The sequence below is a fragment of the uncultured Methanobrevibacter sp. genome, assembly GCF_905235195.1.
In the GTDB taxonomy this organism is placed as follows: domain Archaea; phylum Methanobacteriota; class Methanobacteria; order Methanobacteriales; family Methanobacteriaceae; genus Methanarmilla.
Genome location: NZ_CAJOKH010000060.1, coordinates 1 through 22,173, shown reverse-complemented (window position 1 = coordinate 22,173; position 22,173 = coordinate 1). Strand labels below are relative to the sequence as shown.

General features: G+C 26.0%; 22 protein-coding genes. 10 read left to right on the top strand and 12 right to left on the bottom strand.

What is annotated here, in order from left to right; all coding sequences use genetic code 11:
• Window positions 1-176: 176 nt before the first annotated feature.
• From QZ146_RS07520 to QZ146_RS07510, 3 genes are all read right to left on the bottom strand, one after another.
• Entirely contained in the window at window positions 177-617 is a 441-nt protein-coding gene (locus QZ146_RS07520; protein ID WP_295723186.1) for an NUDIX domain-containing protein, read from the bottom strand.
• A 15-nt stretch (window positions 618-632) separates the two neighbouring features.
• The gene (locus QZ146_RS07515) at window positions 633-1,577 is read right to left on the bottom strand and encodes a 50S ribosomal protein L11 methyltransferase (RefSeq protein WP_295723184.1); all 945 of its coding nucleotides are present in this window, start codon (window positions 1,575-1,577) and stop codon (window positions 633-635) included.
• A gap of 74 nt (window positions 1,578-1,651) precedes the next feature.
• Window positions 1,652-2,308 (bottom strand): type I restriction-modification enzyme R subunit C-terminal domain-containing protein, encoded by a 657-nt coding sequence (locus QZ146_RS07510; RefSeq protein WP_295723182.1) that lies wholly within the window; start codon window positions 2,306-2,308, stop codon window positions 1,652-1,654.
• Between the two features lie 198 nt (window positions 2,309-2,506).
• Here QZ146_RS07510 and QZ146_RS07505 point away from each other — a divergent pair, with 198 nt between their 5' ends.
• From QZ146_RS07505 to QZ146_RS07485, 5 genes are all read left to right on the top strand, one after another.
• Window positions 2,507-3,448 (top strand): DUF1848 domain-containing protein, encoded by a 942-nt coding sequence (locus QZ146_RS07505; protein ID WP_295723179.1) that lies wholly within the window; start codon window positions 2,507-2,509, stop codon window positions 3,446-3,448.
• A gap of 172 nt (window positions 3,449-3,620) precedes the next feature.
• Window positions 3,621-4,007: a helix-turn-helix transcriptional regulator gene (locus QZ146_RS07500; RefSeq protein ID WP_295723177.1), complete on the top strand. Its 387-nt coding sequence runs from the start codon at window positions 3,621-3,623 to the stop codon at window positions 4,005-4,007.
• 12 nt (window positions 4,008-4,019) lie between these two features.
• Window positions 4,020-6,305, top strand: a complete 2,286-nt coding sequence (locus QZ146_RS07495) for a cation-translocating P-type ATPase (protein ID WP_295723176.1) — start codon at window positions 4,020-4,022, stop codon at window positions 6,303-6,305.
• Between the two features lie 419 nt (window positions 6,306-6,724).
• A complete protein-coding gene (locus tag QZ146_RS07490) occupies window positions 6,725-7,093 on the top strand; it encodes a hypothetical protein (RefSeq protein ID WP_295723174.1) in 369 nt (122 codons plus the stop codon).
• On the top strand, window positions 7,090-7,545 hold the full coding sequence (locus QZ146_RS07485; RefSeq protein ID WP_295723172.1) for a hypothetical protein: 456 nt from the start codon (window positions 7,090-7,092) through the stop codon (window positions 7,543-7,545). Before QZ146_RS07490 ends, QZ146_RS07485 begins: the two co-directional genes overlap by 4 nt.
• Before the next feature lie 60 nt (window positions 7,546-7,605).
• Here QZ146_RS07485 and QZ146_RS07480 read toward each other — a convergent pair whose 3' ends face one another.
• The 3 genes from QZ146_RS07480 to QZ146_RS07470 form a co-directional block, all read right to left on the bottom strand.
• On the bottom strand, window positions 7,606-8,442 hold the full coding sequence (locus QZ146_RS07480; RefSeq protein ID WP_295723170.1) for a hypothetical protein: 837 nt from the start codon (window positions 8,440-8,442) through the stop codon (window positions 7,606-7,608).
• A gap of 31 nt (window positions 8,443-8,473) precedes the next feature.
• Window positions 8,474-8,914 (bottom strand): hypothetical protein, encoded by a 441-nt coding sequence (locus tag QZ146_RS07475; RefSeq protein WP_295723168.1) that lies wholly within the window; start codon window positions 8,912-8,914, stop codon window positions 8,474-8,476.
• Window positions 8,915-9,006: 92 nt separating this feature from the next.
• Window positions 9,007-10,203, bottom strand: coding sequence for a DDE-type integrase/transposase/recombinase (locus QZ146_RS07470; RefSeq protein ID WP_295723166.1), 1,197 nt, complete (start codon window positions 10,201-10,203; stop codon window positions 9,007-9,009).
• A gap of 250 nt (window positions 10,204-10,453) precedes the next feature.
• Between QZ146_RS07470 and QZ146_RS07465 the strand changes: the two genes are divergently transcribed.
• Window positions 10,454-11,257: a DUF4013 domain-containing protein gene (locus QZ146_RS07465; RefSeq protein WP_295723164.1), complete on the top strand. Its 804-nt coding sequence runs from the start codon at window positions 10,454-10,456 to the stop codon at window positions 11,255-11,257.
• Between the two features lie 70 nt (window positions 11,258-11,327).
• On the opposite strand, the gene glf is transcribed toward QZ146_RS07465, so the two are convergent.
• The 5 genes from glf to QZ146_RS07440 form a co-directional block, all read right to left on the bottom strand.
• Window positions 11,328-12,425: a UDP-galactopyranose mutase gene (gene glf, locus QZ146_RS07460; protein ID WP_295723162.1), complete on the bottom strand. Its 1,098-nt coding sequence runs from the start codon at window positions 12,423-12,425 to the stop codon at window positions 11,328-11,330.
• 295 nt (window positions 12,426-12,720) lie between these two features.
• Complete coding sequence (locus QZ146_RS07455; protein ID WP_295723160.1) at window positions 12,721-13,665, bottom strand: UDP-glucuronic acid decarboxylase family protein; 945 nt, start codon at window positions 13,663-13,665, stop codon at window positions 12,721-12,723.
• 187 nt (window positions 13,666-13,852) lie between these two features.
• Complete coding sequence (locus QZ146_RS07450; RefSeq protein ID WP_295723158.1) at window positions 13,853-14,461, bottom strand: MFS transporter; 609 nt, start codon at window positions 14,459-14,461, stop codon at window positions 13,853-13,855.
• A complete protein-coding gene (locus QZ146_RS07445) occupies window positions 14,458-15,255 on the bottom strand; it encodes an MFS transporter (protein ID WP_295723156.1) in 798 nt (265 codons plus the stop codon). The genes QZ146_RS07450 and QZ146_RS07445 overlap by 4 nt, the downstream gene beginning before the upstream one ends.
• A 287-nt stretch (window positions 15,256-15,542) precedes the next feature.
• Window positions 15,543-16,634: a formate--phosphoribosylaminoimidazolecarboxamide ligase gene (locus QZ146_RS07440; protein WP_295723154.1), complete on the bottom strand. Its 1,092-nt coding sequence runs from the start codon at window positions 16,632-16,634 to the stop codon at window positions 15,543-15,545.
• A gap of 442 nt (window positions 16,635-17,076) precedes the next feature.
• Here QZ146_RS07440 and QZ146_RS07435 point away from each other — a divergent pair, with 442 nt between their 5' ends.
• Window positions 17,077-17,613, top strand: a complete 537-nt coding sequence (locus QZ146_RS07435; protein WP_295723190.1) for a YfcE family phosphodiesterase — start codon at window positions 17,077-17,079, stop codon at window positions 17,611-17,613.
• 20 nt (window positions 17,614-17,633) lie between these two features.
• On the top strand, window positions 17,634-18,254 hold the full coding sequence (locus tag QZ146_RS07430) for an RlmE family RNA methyltransferase (protein ID WP_295723151.1): 621 nt from the start codon (window positions 17,634-17,636) through the stop codon (window positions 18,252-18,254).
• Window positions 18,255-18,345: 91 nt separating this feature from the next.
• Here the strand turns inward: QZ146_RS07430 and QZ146_RS07425 are convergent, their stop codons facing one another.
• On the bottom strand, window positions 18,346-18,753 hold the full coding sequence (locus QZ146_RS07425) for a hypothetical protein (protein WP_295723149.1): 408 nt from the start codon (window positions 18,751-18,753) through the stop codon (window positions 18,346-18,348).
• A gap of 489 nt (window positions 18,754-19,242) precedes the next feature.
• Here QZ146_RS07425 and QZ146_RS07420 point away from each other — a divergent pair, with 489 nt between their 5' ends.
• Both QZ146_RS07420 and QZ146_RS07415 read left to right on the top strand, forming a co-directional pair.
• Window positions 19,243-21,243, top strand: a complete 2,001-nt coding sequence (locus QZ146_RS07420) for a minichromosome maintenance protein MCM (RefSeq protein ID WP_295723188.1) — start codon at window positions 19,243-19,245, stop codon at window positions 21,241-21,243.
• 173 nt (window positions 21,244-21,416) lie between these two features.
• Window positions 21,417-22,088 (top strand): hypothetical protein, encoded by a 672-nt coding sequence (locus QZ146_RS07415; protein ID WP_295723147.1) that lies wholly within the window; start codon window positions 21,417-21,419, stop codon window positions 22,086-22,088.
• The last annotated feature ends 85 nt before the right edge of the window (window positions 22,089-22,173 follow it).

Sequence of the window (22,173 nt, the reverse complement as noted above, 5' to 3'; positions counted from 1 at the left end):
TGAATGTATTTTTAGGAGCCTTAATCATATCACAAGGTTTTAACTCAAAAACAGCAATACAACAATTATCTGAGAACTAAAAAATTCAGGCCCCTAAACATAGTTTTATAAAAAAATAGAAATATTATAGAAAATATAATATTCAAAATTAATCCATATAATACTTTAAAGAAAGCTTAAAAATTAAAATTGTTTGATTTTAAAAGTTTAGATGTAATAAGAGTTAATTTACCCTTTGCATCTAATTTTTTAATTTCTTCTTTAGAAAAATAGCTATAATCTGTATGCTCATTACTTAATTGAATTTCACCCTCATCTAGTATTCCGTACATAGCTAAATTAATAGATTTAATATTTTGATGGTTTTTACAAGACTTAAATGTATCTTCACATGCAGAATAAAAACCTACTATTTTAACATTCAGATTAGTTTCTTCAAAAACTTCTCTTTTTAATCCCTCATCAAAAAATTCATCTTTTTTAACTTTTCCACCTGGAAACTCCCATTTTCCAGAGTCATGAAACCTTTTATTTGGTCTTTGAAGAAGTAGTAATTTATCTTTTTTTATTGAAATTAGTCTAATTGAAAGACCAAAACCTATTTTTTCCTCATTCATATTATCACCTAATATTTAAACAAAAATTACTTCTTTACATATTTTTAAAAGATTATCTCTAAAAGAATCTATATTAACTCCAGGAAATGCATCAATAATACCAATATCATATTTTTCATCTATTAAATCAACTAAATTATTTAAATCTTCATTATATATATGATATTTATCTTCAGAGATTTGATTTATTTTTAGATTAAATTCTGTTGTTTTAACGGCCTCTTTATAAATATCATTAAATAGGACAAAACTTGCATTTGATTTTAATGCATATATTCCAAGGGTTCCAGGTCCACACATTCCATCAATAATCTTAGGATTTTCATATTTATTTAAAATTTCTTGGATTTGATTGATTTTACCTTGATTTTTCCTTGGAAATTCAATATGTAGTTTAGATTGTTGTTTATAAATAGCAATTTTTATATTCTCAGTATTTGGAATATCCACTCTAATATCACATCCTGCTAAAAGTTCATATTCATCAATCTCACTATTTGAATCTAGCTGACCAATAGTTGATTTAAAATTACCTTTTATAACTCCTTTAACTTCATCAACTTCATTAACAATAATTTTAGCAGTTTCTGCATCAATGTTTTCTAAAATTAAAACTAATGTATTATCTGATAACATTGGAGTATCTTCAAGATATAAACCTGGAGTGATTAAAGGAATACCTACTTTTCTAAGTGAAGCTAAAGATTCTTTAACTAGACCCTGATTTATTAATATTTTTATAACATGTGATAGGACTATATCAAGACTTCTTTTACCACATCGTGGACACTTAGTATAATTTGAATCTAAATCATCTAAGTTTAATTGTCGTTTAATAGGTGTTGATTTTTTAAGTTCTGTGACTGTGCAATAATCACAAGGAGTGTAAAAGTCGTCAAGACTATTAAAAATATCATTAATATCATCTTTAATACAATTTTCACTACAATTACAATTCATAAATATATATTTATTATTTTAATTATTAATATTTTTAAAAATAAATAAAAATTAGATTTGTTTTTTTAAAATTATTAATATAAACTGCCACCAGTATACTCGTTTTCCTCAGTGTATATTCTAATAAGTCTATCTACAACATCCTCATACATTAATCTATATCCAATAGCACCATTACCATCCTTCATCTCAACATTATTTAGACTTTTATCAGCAGATTTACTACTATTGTTTAGTATATACCACATTCCATGAGGAGTGTAAATAAACAATGATCCAAAACCTTCAGATCTTCCATTTTTAAAACTGTCAGCAGGATCATAAATTTTAGTTGAATGAATAGCTAGACGGCTTAAATCCTGAACAGGTTGTGTTCCTCCTTTTTTAAATAAAACTTCAAGCCATTCAAATGCCTGGTCTTTAAGTTGTGCTTTTTTTAATGGATCTTTAAATGCATCTTCTACCTTTTTATTACGTTTTTCAAGAGTGTCTTCAATACCCAGTATGTCTTCAATTTTAGAAACATCACTTTCAAGACATCTCCATCCTTCAGGCCTTCCAGTTACTTCAGTAATACCATTTACAAAGTCTTTTCTACCATACCTTTTCATATATGGTTTAATTTTTGCAAAATCCTCATCAGGTATCTTTTGATTTAATCCATATAAATAACCTAAGCCATTAGCATCATAACATTTTGTCTCTAACTTTAATGGTTTATTATCTGTCATTTAATCACCAGTATGAAAATTATTAAATTTAATTATTGAATTTATATTATATTATTGTATTCAAATATTTAAATAAATTAATTTAAATATTATAGTAAGTAATTATACTAATTTAAACTAATTAAACAAATAGACAACAAATCGTTGAGTAATTTTAAAATTTTATATAAATTTAATTCAAACAATATTAGGGTTATTATGATATTAAATATTAGTGGAAGAACAGATATTGTAAATTACTATAGTAAGTGGTTTATGAAAAGATTAAAGGACGGTTTTGTTTACTCAAGAAACCCTTATTACCCAGAACATGTTTATAAAATTGATTTAACCCCTAAAAAAATTGATGGGCTTATATTTTGCTCTAAAAACTATGAACCTATGTTAAAATATATGGATAAAATTAATACATCTTACAATATAATGGCACATTACACTATCACATCTTACAGTGAAGATATAGAGCCAAATGTTGTAAGTATAGACAAAAGTATTGAAACTTTAAAAAAAATATCTAAGATTATTGGTAGAGAAAAAATAGTTTGGCGTTTTGATCCTATTTTACTTAGCACAGATTATACTATAGAAAAACATATGAAAAATTTTGAATATATTCTATCTGAAATCCATGAAAATATATCTTTTGCTGTTTTTAGTTTTGTTGATATGTATGAAAAATTATATAGGAATATGCCTGAGATAATTCCATTTAAAAAGAGAGATATTGAAAAAATACTGATTTCAATGTCAAATATTAGTAAAAAATACAATACAGTTTTGCAAAACTGTAGCGACAGTTATAATTTTGAAAAATATGGAATACTCTCAAAAGGGTGTGTAACTAAAGAGATTTTTGAAAAATCCAATAATATCGAACTTAAAGATAATATTAGACATACAGGCAATAGAGAAGGTTGTAAATGTATGCCTATAAGAGATATTGGAGCATATTCAACCTGTCCAAATGCTTGTAAATATTGTTATGCTAATACAAATCCTAAAAAAGCAATTGAAAATTATAAAAAGCATGATGTTAACTCTCCCATATTATTTGGAAAAATTAGAGAAAATGATAATATTATTGAATTTAAAGAAAAGAGTCTTTTAAAATATGATAACGCTCAAAAAAGATTATTTTAATTAGCATGCTTATTTTAAGAATATTTTAAAAATAAAAGATTTAAGCAAAAATTAATGAATTAAACAAATAAATATGAGTAACTAAAACTTATAATATATCACGATATCATGATATAACAATCTTTATATATTATCAAATTAATATACAATTGTAAAATTTAATGTGATGTACATGACAGAGAAAAATAATCTTGAAAAAGGAAATGATGGAGACATTTGTGAAATAATGGATCCTCATGAAGATGTTATCAAAAGAGTAAAACCTCATATGATAGATGAAAAAAAATATCAAGAATTATCCGAGTTTTTTAAAATTTTTGGTAACTCTACAAGATTAAAAATAATATCTTTACTTTCATATGAAGATTTATGTGTTTGTGATATTTGTGAAACATTAAATTTAAACCAAAACACTGTTTCAAACCAATTAAGAATTTTACGTACAAATAATATTGTAAAATATAAAAAAGAAGGTAAAATGGCAAGATATTCTCTTACAGACATTCATATAGAAATGATATACAAAATTGGTTTAGAACATACTTTAGAAGAAAACTAAAAGGTGTTTAAAATGAAAAATAATAAATGTTATGACTCTGATTGTAACGAAGAAGAATGTTATGATCCTAAACATTATAATTATATTTGCTTTAATCCTGATTGTGACGATGTTCCCTGTACAAATAAAGACCATTACAAAAGAAAACTATTACATGAACATCAAAAAAACACCGATTTTGACGTATTTGACCATAGAGAAGAAATTGACTATGATGAAGATGTTGAAATAAGTCTCTGTGGATGTCCAGATTGTGATGATGATAAAGATAATGATAATCACAGTCACGACCATGACCATCATCATGAGGATGAAAACCATGATGAGGAGTGTAATTGCGATAATCACGAGGATAATAAAAGAATTAGCAATATTAATAATGAGGATGATGAAGAAGAATTACTTGCTGAAGGCAAACCTTTAATTTATAATCGGCCTATCCAAATTATGCTAAGTAGTGGAATATTATTTATTATAGGACATATTTTAGAAATGATTTCATTTAATCCTACAATAACCAACACAATTTTTATTATTAGTGCTCTAATTGGAGGTTATCAAATTGCTATTTCAGCATACAAATCATTAATCAAAAAGCATACTATTGGACCTTCACTACTTATGTGTATTGCCTGTATATCATCATTTATAATAGGACATCCTGAAGAAGGTGCAGCAGTTGCATTATTATACTTTATTGCAGAATTCTTAGAAGATTATTCAGAACATAGATCAAAACACTCTATAAAATCATTAATAGCAATTGCACCAGATACTGCATGTGTAAAAGTTGGAGACACAGAAAAAATCCTTCCTGTTGATGATGTTAATATTGGAGATGTAGTTATTGTAAAACCGGGAGATAAAATCCCACTAGATGGTTATATAAGTCAAGGTTCCTCATCAATAAATCAAGCATCAATTACAGGTGAAAGTTTACCTGTACATAAAGAAGTTTCAGACGAAGTATTCTCAGGAACAGTGAATGAAGAAGGATATTTAGAAATTACAGTGACTAAAAAAGCAAAAGATTCTGTAATCAGTAAAATCGTAACATTAGTTAAAAGATCCCAACTTCACAAATCAGAAACTGAAACATTAGTTAATAAAATTGCAAAATATTATACTCCCATAATGATTCTAATATCTGTTTGTGTTGCATGTATTCCACCATTATTATTTAATGGGGCCTGGGATATATGGATTTATAAAGCACTGTCAATTATGGTAATATCATGTCCATGTGCATTTTTAATTTCAACACCCGTAGGTATGGTTTCATCCATTACCGCTGCAACAAAAAAAGGAGTTTTAATTAAAGGAAGTTCATATGTTGAAGAAATGAAAAACATTAAAGCTGTAATCCTTGATAAAACTGGAACCTTAACTGAAGGTAAGCTTGTATTAACTAATATTGAAATAAAAGATGAAGAATTTACTAAAGACGAAATAATAAAAATATTAGCATCACTTGAACATAATTCTTCACATCCAATAGCAAAAGCAATTTTAAACTATGCTGATGAGAATAATATTCTATATGAAGAAATTACAGACTTTAAAAACGTTGCAGGAAAAGGTATTGTAGGATCATTAAATGGTGAGAAATATTATGCTGCTAATGAATCATTAATCGAGGGATCTGAATTTAACATATCTCGTGATGAAATTAACAAATATTCCAAAAAAGGTGAAACTATTATCTGTCTTGGAAATTCTAAAACTGTAATTGGAATAATAACTGTAAGTGATAAAATAAGAGACGGTGCAGGAGAGGTTATATCTGATCTTAAAGAACAAGGTGTTAAAACATTTATGCTTACAGGAGATAATAAACTTGCAGGAGAAAAGGTTGCAAAAGAACTTGGCCTAGATTATGTTTATACTGACTTACTACCCGAAGATAAATTAAATCTCCTAGATACAATTCGAAATAAGTTTGGAGATGTAGCTATGGTCGGAGATGGAATAAATGATGCTCCTGCACTTGCAAGAGCAAACATTGGAATTGCAATGGGTGCAGCAGGTTCTGAAGTTGCTATTGAAACAGCAGATATTGCTTTAATGCAGGACGATATTTCTAAATTACCATATCTATTTACATTAAGTAGAAAAACTATGGGCATTATTACTCAAAACATTACATTTGCAATTACAATAAAAGTATTATTTGTAATACTTGCAACACTCGGATTAATCACATTAATGATGTCTGTGGGAATTGGAGATTTAGGTTTAACATTACTTGTAATTTTAAACTCCTTTAGAATTAGTAGGGTTAAAGATCCTTTATTCTAATCTTTAATTCTCATACTTATTTTATTTTTATTCAATTTTATTTGTTTTATTTTCTTTTATTATTTTATATTTTATTTTATTATTAATTTAATAAAGTTATAAAACTTTATTTTTTAAATCCCTCTAATAAAATTAATTTTATTAATTATATACTTTTGAAAATATAGTTATGGACAAAAAAATCTTAGAAATATTATATAAAAACACCAGTTATAACTAAAATTTTAATGTCCTAGACTATATATCTTTATTAAATAAATATTTTAAATCTAATCTAAATAATATTCAATTAAAGATTAATATCATTGTTTTACTATATTTGCTCTATAATTAATTAATCTTAAAATATTAGAAATTTAGAAAAAAATTTATATGAACATAAAGCATATAATTAAATTATAAAACTAAAAATGATAAAAATGAGTAGGTCAAAAATATATCTTGGGACTATTTTAATTATATTTACTGAACTATTTCTTGCAAGATATTCGGCTATTGTTTTACCATTAGTAGGTTTAATAATAGGACTTTTAAGTAATAAAATCGCTGAGGGAGCATATAATGCAGGAATAAGTGGTTTTTGCGGAATTTTATTCTGTAACATATTATTTATTATAAATTTTAAATTTTTAGGACTATGGTTAGAACCTCTCATTGGAGGATTTACAGGATTTAGCTTATCTGGAAATGAAAGTTATATTGGAGTATTCTACTGCCTAATCATAGAAAGTGTATTTATTGCAATTTTCGGAGCAATTGGGTCTGAAATAAAAAAGGTGATTAAATGAGCATAAGTGAAGATTTAGAAGATTTTAATTTTACAGCATTTATCATTGGAACTGCAATATTTGTCATCACGCCAATTATTGCATCACATACAGAAATAGACTCCTTTGCAGCAATAGGACCATTTTATATTGGATATAAATCAAAAAATTATATGCAGGGATTTGCTGTGGGAGGACTTTCAAGTGTTTTTCTATGGATAGCCATAATATATGGTGCTCTTGGAGAAATGATAAACCTGAATTTAGATCCTATTTATACAAATGTACTTTTATTTATTTTATTCTTCATCATGGGAGGATTTATTGCACTGATAGGAAGATATTTTAAATCTAATAGAGATTCAGCAATCCAAATGGCAAATGCAAATAAAAAAGGAAGTAAAAATGTTCAAAAGAAAGTTAAACCAATAGAACCAGGATATAAAAAAGCTAAAGATAAATTAAAAAAATAAAAAAAAGAAAACTTTTGAAAATTAGCCTATTTATAAAAAAAAGGAATTAAATAATAAAAATTATCTTATTTTATTATAAATAAATGCTACAATTGTAATAATCACAAATACACATATAATAATTAATGCATTTTCAATGATATTAATTAAGAAACTGCCAATTGCTTTCAAGAAGGCCATTATAGCTTGAATAAATGCTATAAGCTGATTGATTAAATCTAAAAGGAGCTGAATTAAAGCCATCAGATATGCTAAAAGTTGTTGTAAAAATGCTATAATTGCATTTATAAGTGCCATAATGAAATTCAAAAAGGCTTGTATTAATTTTAAAAGCTGTTCAATAGCAGTCCATAGAACACTGAGTAATTTTAAAATTCCTTCAAGTTCTTTCCATTCATATTGAAGCATTATTAAAAGTTTTTCAAGAGCATCCATTAAAGACTGAAATTCCAAGATAAATTCTTCATATAGCATTGTCAGTCCTTCAAGAGCATTAACAATCATTAGAAAGTCATGTGTTAATGTTTCAATAATAGGTTTCCATGAGTCAAAAAGTGAATTGAAAAGTAAAGCCAAAAAACCATCATAATTGTTCTTTATATAGGTAGTATTTGTTTGATTATTGGCTGGCTCAATTAAATTTGTAATATTTGTAGTATTTGTTTCATTAGTTAAATTATTAGTTTGATTTGTTTGTTTTTCATCATCATTAATCGTTATAAATGATACTTTATATGCAAAATAATCTGATTCATTACCAGATACAGATTTTAAAACTTCAAAATCAAAAATAGCTCCAATATAATCATTTATTTTAATAACATCTTGATTAATTACATTTTCATCTGAGTCTGCAAGATTCGCACTGGAGGCCCCATTTTTAATAATGTCTGCCATTACTTTTCCAATCTGACCTGTTGAATCAAGTCTATAACATTGAATTATAGCCCAATTTTAGTAAATTAGAATTAGTAGCCGCTGAGGCAGAAACAGGTTTAAATTGATCTCCTGAACTTGCGGGGGATTTTGAATAATTAAGCCTAAATCCTCTAAAACCATCACTAAATTCAATATCATTTCCATTTCCTTTAGCTAAAACATAGTCTTTATTGGATTTATTTTCCGTTGTGTTTTTATCGGTTGTATTGTTATTATTATCAATAATGGTTTTATTTTTATCGATTTTTTTGTCATTATCTGCCTTTTTATCATGATTTGTTGTATTATTATGGATTTTGTCCTTATGGTCCGTTTTATTGTGATCTGATATGTGATTATCATCATATGCTACATTGTTAGCTACAACTATAGATAAAAAACAAAAAGATATTAATATAACAAGAATTAATGTAAGTATTTTTTTGTTCATATTATACCTCATTAAATTGTTATATTTATTCGGATATATTAAGATTATGGCAATCTTCATTAAGGCTCTTTCAAAAACTTGTGTGATAAAATTTAATTAACATTATTTACGTTCCAATAATTAAGTTTTAACATGAATCTAGATAAAATTCCTTTTTCTATTTTCATTCTTCTTTTTATATGTTTTGGAAAAATTTTTTGGAATATATTTTCTATTTTATTATTTGTTAACGGGATATTCGAGTTTTCAAGTGGTATAATTAATTTATTAAAGTTAGGAATAATAAATTTCCATAAAATTTTATTTATAAAGTTATTTTCAGGGTATTTATTATTAATCAATTTATCTCGAAGTTTTTTAGCATCAACAACTGATTCAGCATCTAATATTTCATAAATATCTTCTTTCAGTTGAGTCAATATTTCATTTTCTTCATCTGTGACTTGATTTTGATAAATATAATCTTTAAATATTTTATTTAGATTTTGTTTCACATGGAATCTGCAGAAATGATGTTTTACATTTAATTTATCTATTGCTTCTCGATATTCATGTTTTAAATCTGTTCCTATGGATATTTTCTTTTGATTTCTTAGGGATTCATGTAAAAATTGATAAATGGTTTTAGAATCTTCTGATTCTACCAATTTGATTGAAACTAAAGTATTTAATTTAACGTCGAATAATGCTAAAAGATAGTTCCAAACGCCATTAATTTTAACCCAAAGACTATCAAATAGATAATGACCAGAATAAGTCCAATTATCATATTTAAATTTATAATTACTGCTTAATAATATGTTTTCAATGCTTTGATGTGAGATTTCAATCTTGTGTTGTTGTTTTAAGTCAAATTGTATTTTATGAAGACTTGCACCATAAATCTGATATAAATTCTCAATACAATCAATAACAGGTAATGTTATATTAGAATTATCATAAACAAGGGATGATAAATTAGTATAAAAGACTTTACCACATTTTTTACATTTATATTTTTGAATAGTGCATAATTTTTCATCAATTCTTAAGAAAATTAATTTTCTTTCATATGTGCCATTTTTAACAGTGTGTGTTGAATTACAAGTTGGACAAATGGTAATTTTATTTTTAAAATGAATTTTACCTCTTTTTTCTAATCTTATGAGATTATTATCTATATTTTCACAACCAAAACGTGAAAGATCATCAAATTGACGGAATTCAGAAAACTCAAGTACAAAATCGAAAAGTTTATATTCTTTTAAGTCCATATCTTGATATGGAGCTTTTATTTTTTTCTTATTCATATTAATAAATAAGCTCCACTTAATATATTAAGTTTACTATTTCTAAATTAAAAATAAAGAAAAATTAGGCCTTAAAAATTTCGTGTCCCCATAAATGGGGAAAAATCAAATCACACAAGTTTTTGAAAGTGCCTTCATTAAGATAAACAATTAGAAATTGTTAATTTGTTGATAATAAATTAGTACTTTAAATTTTAAATACTATTATCTAAAAATATATACCTGTCAAGAGTTAATTTATGTGATAAATATGAATTTACGTGAAATTATAACGGATGCTATTAAATATCCAATAACTGATACTCGAAAATTTTTAATATTCTGTATTTTAATTATTATAATGAGCTTATCAACAATTCTTCCATCATATGGCTTTAAAAACAACACTTTAACCATGATTTTAAGTGTTATAACTTTAATCATTTCATTTATAATTTTAGGATACTTAATTGAGGTCATTAAAAGTGGAACTGCTGTCGATAACACACTTCCCGAATTTGATTATGTAAAACAATTTGTTATTGGTGTTAAAACATTGATTTTAGATATAATCTATTTTATAATACCTCTAATCATTACCCTTATTTTCGCTTCTGCAAGCGGACTATTTACATCACTTACTAAAATCATATATGCCAGTATTAATGCTATAGATAATGGTGCGAGCAATTTTACCATGATAATAGCAACAATTCCAAAATCAACAATGAACACATTTACCAATGGGTTAACTGTTACTTTAATTGTTGCAATTATCTTATTTTTTATATTTTCATTAATGTTATTTACAGGACTAGTCAGATTTGCAAAATATGAAAGAGGAACTGAGGGTTTGAGATTTAGAGAAATACTAAAAGACATGTCAAATATAGGAGTTGTAAAGATTATAATTACCTTGATTGTAATCTATATAATTGCATTTCTTTTAACATTAATCATCGGACTGATTGGATTGATTCCATATATTGGTGTTTTCATATGCATTTTTATTGGAATACCATTTATACTATTGTTTTTACATAGAGCCATTGGTTTATTGTATGCAAATGCATAATATAAACCCCTTCTTTTTTTATATATTTATTTTGCAAAAATCATCTATAAAAATAGTTGATTTGGAATAATCAAGCTTGATTTAATTCTGATTTAACCAAATTTAATGCTTCTTCAATAACTTGGTCCATATCAAAATATTTATACATACCAAGACGACCGCCGAATATAATATTATCTTCTTTTTTAGCTAATTGTTTATATTTTTCATATAAATCATTATTTTTATCATCATTAATTGGATAATAAGCTTCTTCTCCTTTATACCAGGTTTTAGGATATTCACGAGTAATGATAGTCTTATCTGAATCAGTTAATTCCAAATGTTTATGCTCGATAATGCGTGTAAACGGAGTTTCCCTATCTGTAAAATTCATTACAGCATTACCTTGATAATTATCAATATCCAATATTTCATTTTCAAATTCTAATGACCTGTATTCTAATTCACCATAACAGTAATCATAATATTCATCTATCATTCCTGTAAATAATATTTTAGAAGCAGAATTTAACCATTTATCCTTATCTGTAAAAAAGTCAGTGTTTAATTTAACATCACTTCCCTTTAATAGATTTTCTATAAATGGAGTGTATCCTCCAACAGGTATACCTTGATATAATCCATGAAAATAATTATTATCATATGTAAATCTAACAGGTAATCTTTTAATAATAAATGGAGGAAGGTCCCTACAATCTCGGCCCCATTGTTTTTCAGTATATCCTTTTACCAGTTTCTCATATATATCTCTTCCAACAAGACTTACAGCCTGTTCTTCTAAATTTTGAGGAGTAGATATAGCCTCTTCTTTTTTCTGTTTTTCAATAATTTCATATGCTTCCTGAGGAGTAATTACCCCCCACATCTGATGGAAAGTATTCATATTAAAAGGAAGATTAAATAATTCTCCTTTATAGTTTGCAAGGGGTGCATGAGTAAATGGAATAAAATTAGCATATTTATTTACATATTGTTTATTATCCGTATGTAATATATGAACACCATATTTATGAACATTTATCCCTTCAACTGATTCAGTATAAATATTTCCACCAATATGGTCTCTTTTCTCAATTAACAAACATTTTTTACCTAAATCTGTCATCTCACGTGCAAAAACAGAAGCAAAAAGACCAGAACCAACAATTAAATAATCATAATCCATAAAAACACCTATATTTTCATTAAAAGATATAATGATTAATAAATTAAATAAATTAATAAGTTAAATATAATTGAATTAATTAAATAAATTAAAATTAAATGAATTATAATAAAATTATAGTAATATTGTTTATTATTTACTAATAATATTTGTTTTTTAATATATAAGCATGTTTAATTAAAAAAAAAATCAATGTGTAATGAAAAAAAATTTAAATTTAAAAAATAATAGATTGTGACAATTTATTTGTATTATACTCTTGTAAAATTTTAAAATTAATAATAAAATATAATTATTAAAATGAATTGATTAAATTATCATAATAAGATATTGTATTATCTAATCCTTCATCCAATGTTATTTTTGGTTGCCATTTCAATTTTTCTCTTGCAAATGAAATATCCGGTTTTCTTTTACTTGGATCATCTTGAGGTAGAGGAAGATAGATAATTTTAGACTTTGAATCAATTTTTTCAATAACTTTATTAGCCAAATCAGAAATAGTAAATTCAATAGGATTTCCTAAATTAATAGGACCTGTAAATTCAGTTTCAGTAGCCATAACTTTTATAAAAGCATCTAATAAATCATCAACATGACAAAAACTTCTTGTTTGAGTACCTTCACCATAAATCGTCAAATCTTCACCTTTTAAAGCTTGAATGATAAAGTTTGTAACTACTCTTCCATCAGAAGGATCCATATAAGGACCATAGGTATTAAAAATTCTACAAATTTTTACATTAACACCATATTCATTATAGTAATTTAAACAAATAGATTCAGCACATCTTTTACTTTCATCATAAGAAGATCTGATACCATTAGGATTTACATTTCCCCAATAAGATTCCTTTTGAGGATGTTCTAAAGGTTCTCCATAAATTTCACTAGTGCTTGATTGTAAAAATTCAGCATCATATTTAACAGCTAAATCTAATAAATTAAAAACCCCATGAACATTTGTTTTAATAGTTTGTAAAGGATTTGATTGATAATGGCGAGGACTAGCCGGACTTGCTAAATTATAAATTTCATCAATGCCCTCATCAATATCAAATGGCTTAGTTATATCATGTTCTATTAATTTAAAATTTTCAGAGGATATTTTTTTAAGATTTCTTTTATTACTCGTATGAAAATTATCAACACAAATTATTTTATATCCTTCATTAAGAAATCTTTTACATAAATTAGTGCCAATAAAGCCAGCTCCTCCTGCAATTAAAATAGTCTTCATAATGTCACCTAACCATATAGAAAATGGAAATAAAATCCTATTATGATTCTTATACAAAAATATTAAACAATGAATAAATAATATTATTCCCTCCTTTTATAAAAGTTTTGCCAAATTTCAAAATAAAAAGATTATTAAAAATAATGTGTAAAATTGCTTTCATTGTCTTAGACATTTAATAGGAAGTTTAATTACTTGCAGATTTTTCCATTTTTAACTTGAATTTAGAAATTATAATAAAAATTATACACAATATTACAAGTATAATACAAAACATCATCATTGATTTAATAGAAAAATATAAACCCCCCATTTCATCATTCAAATCTTGGGTATTTACAAAGAACTCACAAAAAATATTGAAGATACATAAACTTAACAATTTACCAATATCTTTTCCAGCAGATAAAAGTGCTGAAGCATCAGATAAGTCATCAATAGAAACTGAAGTGAGAACATTTTTATTATTAGGAGATGCGAATAATCCATAACCTACTCCTTGTATGATAAATGCTACGATAATCATATAAAATGGAAGGACATCTAATGATACCAAAATAACTAAACTAACACCTATAATAATCATAGCTATTGCCGAAATCATATTATTATTATGTTTATCTGAAAGCCTACCTGCTAAAGGAGAGATAAATATCATTACAATTGGCGTTATTAATAACAATAATCCTACAAACCTAGTATCTAATCCTAAAACAATTTGTAAATATAAATTTAAAGTATAAGCAACAATGAATATTACAAAATTACCTGACATTGCTGCAAAGTTACCAATCATATATTGGAGTTGTGTATAAGGTTTAAATTATAAATAGGATTATTAATCTTCCTTTCATAATAAATGAATATTATTAAAAGGAACAAACCTACTATTAAAGGCCATAAACCATCATCAACCTCTGAAAGTCCAAATACTAGAAAAATAACCATAATCCCATAAATTAATGAACCTTTAATATCTAAAGCTTTCTTATCAGTCGACCATTCATCCTTAATTAAATAAATTAAAAACAATTCAAATACTAAAATTGGAACAATAATGAGAAATGCATATCTCCAAGATAAATAATAGGAAATAAAACCTGCAATGGATGGTGCAATAGTTGTTCCAATATATCCGCATGATCCTACAATACCTAATGTTTTTCCAAGATGTTCATTAGGTATTCCTAAAATAATCATCATATAAATACTAATACACATTACTGCAATAGTAACTCCTTGAATTATACGGGAAATAAGTAGTAATTCCATATTAGTAGCAATTGAAGTTAAAATCAAACTTATCATCAAACCAATAATAGAAATCCTAATACACCTTTTAACACCCCATTGACTAATACATTTATTTAAAGGTATACCCACTGAAATAATAGCCATTAAAAATATTAAAGAAATCCAATTTAAAGAATCGAGTGAAATATCTAAATCATAAGATATATTGGGTAACATAACAGTAATGATATTTGTAATAAAAGCTGCTGATAACTGAACTAAAGCCGTTAAAATTAAAATCAATATTGTTTGAGATTTCCAATTAGTATTTGAAAAATTTAAATTAATAAAAAACATCCCAAAATTCTATTAATTGTATTTCTATAATATATATAAAATAAACTACTCTTAAAACTTAAGTTTTATTTTGATTTTGAGAAAAATCTCCTATTTAATAACAAAATTTTATAAAAAATATGATAAAAATCTAAATTAAATAAAAAAATTAAAAAAAAGAAATAAAAAGATTAAAACCGTATAATGTATTAAACCATTTATAATGGAAAAAAAAATATAAGAAATAATAATAAAAGTATTTTTCCTTAAAAACAATAGAGTCGTCAAGACGTGAACTTTAGATCTTTTTATGTAATAATCTTATCTAATTGATTTGTTTCAATAGCATTTTTAATTTCAAGAGAAATTCTTCTACCCATACTCATACCTTCACCATATTTAAGGTGAGTGTAAGCAGAACCTTCCATAAATGTATTAGTACCACCATCTGTTCTTGCACTTGTTTCAAATACTACAAGTTCAAGATTATCATTTACAAGAGTTTGTAAACAGAATGGTCCATTCATACCCGGTGCAACTAATTCTTTAGCACTTTCAACTAATTTATCACCTAAATCAAAGACTTGTGTAAGCAATGATTCCCTTATTACAACTGGATGATTACCAGTAACAACATAGGAAGGAGATACATCAAGAGCCAACTGGTCTTTTGCAGGCATCCTTACTAACCCATCAATGCTTGATTCATATCTACTATCCATACCCATTAATTCTACTTCGTCTTTTAATGCAGAGTAGAAATAGTGTATACAGTAGTTACAACCTGAAACATATTCTTCAATATGTGCTTGAGGAACATCTTCATCTTCTAACCAGCCACGGTTTTTCATTGCATCGATTTTTTCATTAAATTCTTCAGTACTAGAACAGATAAAGTAACCTCTTCCACCTCTTGCACCTGGGAATTTAACCATTACTTCCCTATCAATTTCCTCAGGACTTGTGAATTTTTGTGGAATCCTTAACTTACCGTTTACAAGTAATTTTCTCTCTAGATCTCTTTCAGCTTCCCATCTTAAAATATCTCGGTTACCAAACATAGGCACATTAAATTTATCCTCAACATTATCTAATCCAGCATAAGCTACAAAAGATCCATGAGGAACAACAATAGCATTCATATCATGAAGTTTTTGTTGAATATCCTCATTTACCATATCTGCAAATTTATCAACCATAATATATTCATCAGCTACATCAAAACGTTCATAAGGTATTTCTCTACCTTTCTCACATACGATAGCAGTACGAAAACCTTCTAATTTAGCCCCATGTAAGATATGTAAAGAAGTATGACTACCTAAAGTTGCAATAGTAATATTTTCTTTATCATATCCATCTAAAATTTCTAAAATATCTTCTTTTTTTATTTCTCCCATCTTATAATCTCCTTTTTAAAATAAAAATATAATATAAATTATGTAATTTAAAACATATAATGTTTTTTATTAAAAAATTCACTGCATTATAAGTATAATTGAATAAAATATACAATAAATAAAAATTTATAATATAAAATATTAATAAAATATAAAATAATTAAAAAAAAATTAATTAATTTTTATAAAAAAGTATAAACTTAAAATAAAATAAATTTAATTTAAAAAACAAGAAAAAAAATACTAAACTATAAAATATAAGATAAATAATTTTTGAAATGATCATTTATAATATCATAAAATAAAATATCATTTCCATAATTATATTAAGATTTTATTTTAGAGGATATTTAAATTAATTCTAGAACCATATTTAAAAATAAAAAATAAATAAACTAATAATATAATATTTTCAATGAAAAAAATTAATTATAAAAAAATGGTGGAGAAAATGTTAATCGGATTAATTTCTGACACACACATACCAAAAAGAAGTGAAAAACTACCTGATAAAGTTTTTGAAACTTTCAAGAGTGTTGATTTAATTTTACATGCTGGAGATTTAGTCAGTACAGAAGTTTTAGATGAATTAAATAAACTTGCACCTACATATGCTGTTCGAGGAAATATGGACCCTCCAACAATAGAAGAACTTCCCCCATTTAGAGTTTTAGAGATGGAAGGAGTAAAAATTGGTATTACCCATGGAGTAGTTTATCCTAAAGGAGATTTAGACAAATTATATTATATTGCAAAAGAATTAGAAGTTAAAATACTTATTAGTGGACATACACATAGGCCTGCAATTGAAACGATGAAAGATATATTATTCATTAATCCTGGCAGTCCTACTAATCCCCGATTATCAGATCCAACAGTTATGTTAATGACAATTGATAAAGGAAATGTTGATATTGAAGCTATAAAAGTAGGTAATCCTACATGTGCCGCATTAAATTTTAAACCTCCAGAAAAATAAATATTAAAGGTCGTGATTAAATGGGCAGTAGATGGGAAATGGAGAGGAAAAAAGACCCCTATTATAAAAGAGCAAAAGCAGATGATTATCGTTCAAGAGCATCATATAAACTTAAACAATTAGATAAAAAATATAAAATTATTAGAAAAGGAGATACTGTTGTAGATTTAGGTGCTGCTCCTGGAGGATGGTCACAAATAGCACTTGAAAAGGTAGAAGAAGGGGGCATTGTTGTAGCTGTGGATTTAAATAGAATAAAACCTCTACCTGAAGAGAACTTTCATAGGATTCGGGGAGATTTTACACAAGATGAAATTCAAAACAAAATTACAAGTATAATTGGTGGAAAGACTAAAGTACTGATTAGTGATGCTTCACCATCCCTAACTGGAATAAAAGACATAGACCACCTTAGAAGTATTGATTTGATTGAGGCTGTTGTAAGCATTGGAGACAATATTCTTGAAGATAAGGGAAATATAGTAATTAAAGCATTTCAAGGTGGAGAATACAAAAACCTAATAGATAGATTAAAAAAGAAATTTAAAGTTTTAAAAACAACTAAACCACCATCTTCCCATAAAAAAAGTTCTGAAATGTATATAGTTGGACTTGGCTTTAAAAAACCTAAAAACAAATAAGATTTTATCCAAAATAAAAATTAAAAAAAAGATTAAAGCGCATTATAAAAAAACTAAAAAATTAATAAAAAGAAAAAAAGAAAAAAAGAGTTTAATTAGTGTAATTATTTAAAGATTCGCGACAAATTTTTATTTGTTCTGTTGCTATATCAATCCTATCATTAACTTCATCAGCCGATTTACCTGCCGCCAATGCACTTTCAACATCATCAACATCAGTTTTAGCTCTTGCTAACTCAAGTCTAACATCGTCATAATGTTTATCATCAATGCTATCAGAAGACCCATTAAACTGCCCTTCTAAAGATGTATAATTTGATTTTAATTGAGATAATTCATCATATTGATTTCCTGAAGACACTCCTGTAGTAATTCCTGAAGAAATCATACTAAAACCAATATACGCAACAACTATTATTGTTAATATTATCATTATTATACCTATTACTGAAACAAGCATAGATGTAGATTTAAACAAACTTAGTCTTGATTTTTTCATAATTAAGTCCTCTAATTTAGAATAGTTTAAGAAAATTGAATACTAAATAAATTAGTATAAAATAATATATTTTACTTATTTATTAAAGTTTCCTAAAATTGATTTTCTAATTATTTAACATTTTATCTAAAAAAATAAAAATTTTATAAAAAAGATTTGAAAAATCTTCTAATAAAGTGTAAATAATTTATTTTATAGTTTAAATAATTACAGTTAATAAAATTTTAAACATAATGATAAAAGAAGATTATCTGATTAAAATTAATGAAAATTTATAAAAAAAAATGAAAGAGATAAATTATTAATTTAAGATTCTTTAAAATAACTATAAAGGTAAAAGAAACTATAATTAATTGAAATAAGAATTAAATGTTTTAAAATTAAATAAAATAGCTAAAATATTAATTAAAAATAAAAAATAAACTTTATAAAACAAATAAATTTTTTAAATAAATATTTTTTTATATAGTAAAAATCAATGTAATTATGATGAATTCAAACGAAAAATTAAATACAACAATTACAAAATTTGAGGAATTCTTCTCAACACAATACAAAGAAGAAGTATTTGATGCATTAGAATACTATCCTGATGAGAGATCAATCACTATTGACTATACTGATTTAGAAATGTTTGATCCGGATTTAGCAGATCATTTAATCGAAGCACCTGATGATATTATTAAATCATCCCAAACAGCAATTAAAAATATTGATCCTCTTGCTCAAAATGCCGAATTAAATGTGAGAATAAGTAATCTTACAAATATTATTCCTCTTAACATATTACTTAGTAAATATATTGGAACCTTTGTCTCAGCAGATGGCATTGTTAGAAAAACTGACGAGATTAGACCTAGAATTGAAACTGGAGTCTTTGAATGTAGAGGCTGTATGAAAAAATACGAAGTTGAACAAAGCTCCCAAAATCATATTATTGAACCTTCAATGTGTCCTAATTGTGGAGGACGTACATTTAGATTACTTCAGGAAGAATCATATTATATTGATACACAAACTGCACGTATGCAAGAACCTTTAGAAAATTTATCTGGAGGTACTGAACCTAAACAAATGTTAATGATTCTTGAAGATGATTTAGTAGATGAATTAAATCCTGGAGACAAGGTTAGAATTACAGGAACTTTAAAAACATTTCGAGAAGAGAGAAGTGGTAAATTTAAAAACTATATTTATGTAAACCATATAGAACCACTTGAACAGGAATTTGAAGAATTAAAAATTAGTGAAGAAGATGAAGAAGAGATTTTAGAACTTTCAAAAGACCCCCATATTCATGAAAAGATTATTCAATCAACAGCACCGTCAATTAGAGGTTATAGAGATGTAAAAAAAGCTATTGCCCTTCAATTATTTGGTGGAGCTGCAAAATTATTAGAAGATGAAACTCGCTTAAGAGGAGATATTCACATACTTATTGTAGGAGACCCAGGTATTGGTAAATCCCAAATGCTTAAATATGTTTCTAAACTTGCACCAAGAAGTATTTATACAAGTGGTAAAGGTACTACAGGAGCAGGTTTAACTGCAGCAGCAGTTAGGGACGAACTTGGAGGATGGTCATTAGAAGCAGGTGCACTTGTTCTTGGAGATCAAGGAAATGTATGTGTTGATGAATTGGACAAAATGCGTTCAGAAGATAGATCTGCACTTCACGAAGCTTTAGAACAACAAACTGTTAGTATTGCAAAAGCAGGAATTATGGCAACATTAAATTCTCGTTGTTCAGTTCTCGCAGCAGCAAACCCTAAATTTGGTAGGTTCGATAGATATAAAGCTTTAGCAGAACAAATTGAATTGCCCCCACCAATTCTTTCTCGTTTCGATTTAATCTTTATTGTTGAAGATAAACCTGATGTTCAAAACGATTCAGAATTAGCTAAACATATTCTTAAAATACACCAAGAAAATTCTGTTGAATATGTAATTGAACCTGAACTTTTAAGAAAATATATTGCATATGCTCGTAAAAATTCTAACCCTACACTTACCAAAGAAGCTATGGAAGTTTTAAGAGAATTTTATGTATCTACAAGAAATAGTTCTACAGAGGAACAAGGCCCAGTTCCTATTACTGCAAGACAATTGGAAGCAACTATACGTTTAGCTGAAGCTAGTGCTAAAATAAGATTAAAAGAAGAAGTTGAAGCAGAAGATGCTGAAGCAGCTGTAAAACTTCAACTGGCATGTCTTAAAGAAGTTGGTCTTGATCCAGATAGTGGCCAGCTTGATATTGATAAAGTTGAAGGAAGAACACCAAGTTCAGATAGAGAAAAAATGAATAAGGTCACAGAAGAGATTAGAAACCTACAAGAAGAATTTGGAGACCAAGCTCCAATAGATGTCTTATTAACTAATCTTAAAGAAAAATATAATATTAGTGAAGAAAAAGCCGAACAACTCATAAAAACTTTAAGACAGAAAGGAGTTATTTATGAACCAAGTCAAGGATATTTCAAAATGTCATAATTGAAAAAAACTACTTAAAATTTATTATTACTATATTTATCTTTGTAAATAAGCTGAAGATTTGATTATATCTTAAGTTAAAATTCTAAATAAATATCCAATAGTAAAATGTATAATTTATAAAATAATTATTATATATTGTGGTAATATTAAGTAATTAAAAGAGGAGTTATATGAAATTACTACTAAAATTAATTTTCAAAAAAAATTGGAAAAAAATAGCATTAATAACTATTTTCTCCATTATTATTGCAGAATGCCAAATATATATTCTCGAACATGCAGCAATAATAGTAATTTTAGTTAAAAATAATGCTCTTCATGAGTTTATACCTCTTTTATATAAATTAGTTACAGTTATGGTCATCTCCATTATTAATACGTTGATTGTTGCATATCTTTCTGTATTAGTTGCTTCTAATTCTACTCATTATCTTAAAAAAGACCTTTTTAATATTCTAATGGATTTTGATACTTTTGATGAGTTTAATAAAGTTGACTTTTCAGGATTACTAAGCAGGTCAATTAGAGGTGTTGACACCATACAATCTTTCATATTAATTTTAATTAAAAGAGTTTTAATGCTAATTATAGCTTCAATTTTAGTTATATTTGAATTATACCACCTAGATTATAAATTTGCCATAATTTTTACAATATTTTTGATTATTATAGCTTTAATATTTTCATATAAATTAAACAGTATAGCGAATATGTATTTTAAAGTTAAAAAAGTTAATGGTAAATTAAATAAGTTATTTAGAGAAAAAAATCTAACCCGAAAGCTATTTAAGGTATATTCAAAAGAAGAGACTTCAAATAAAATTTTTAAAATTCAAATTTAATAAAAATTACGATTAAAAAAGATCCAAAATAAGTAAAAAATAAAAGAACCACAGAACTCTAAAATAAAAAATAAAACCAAATAAA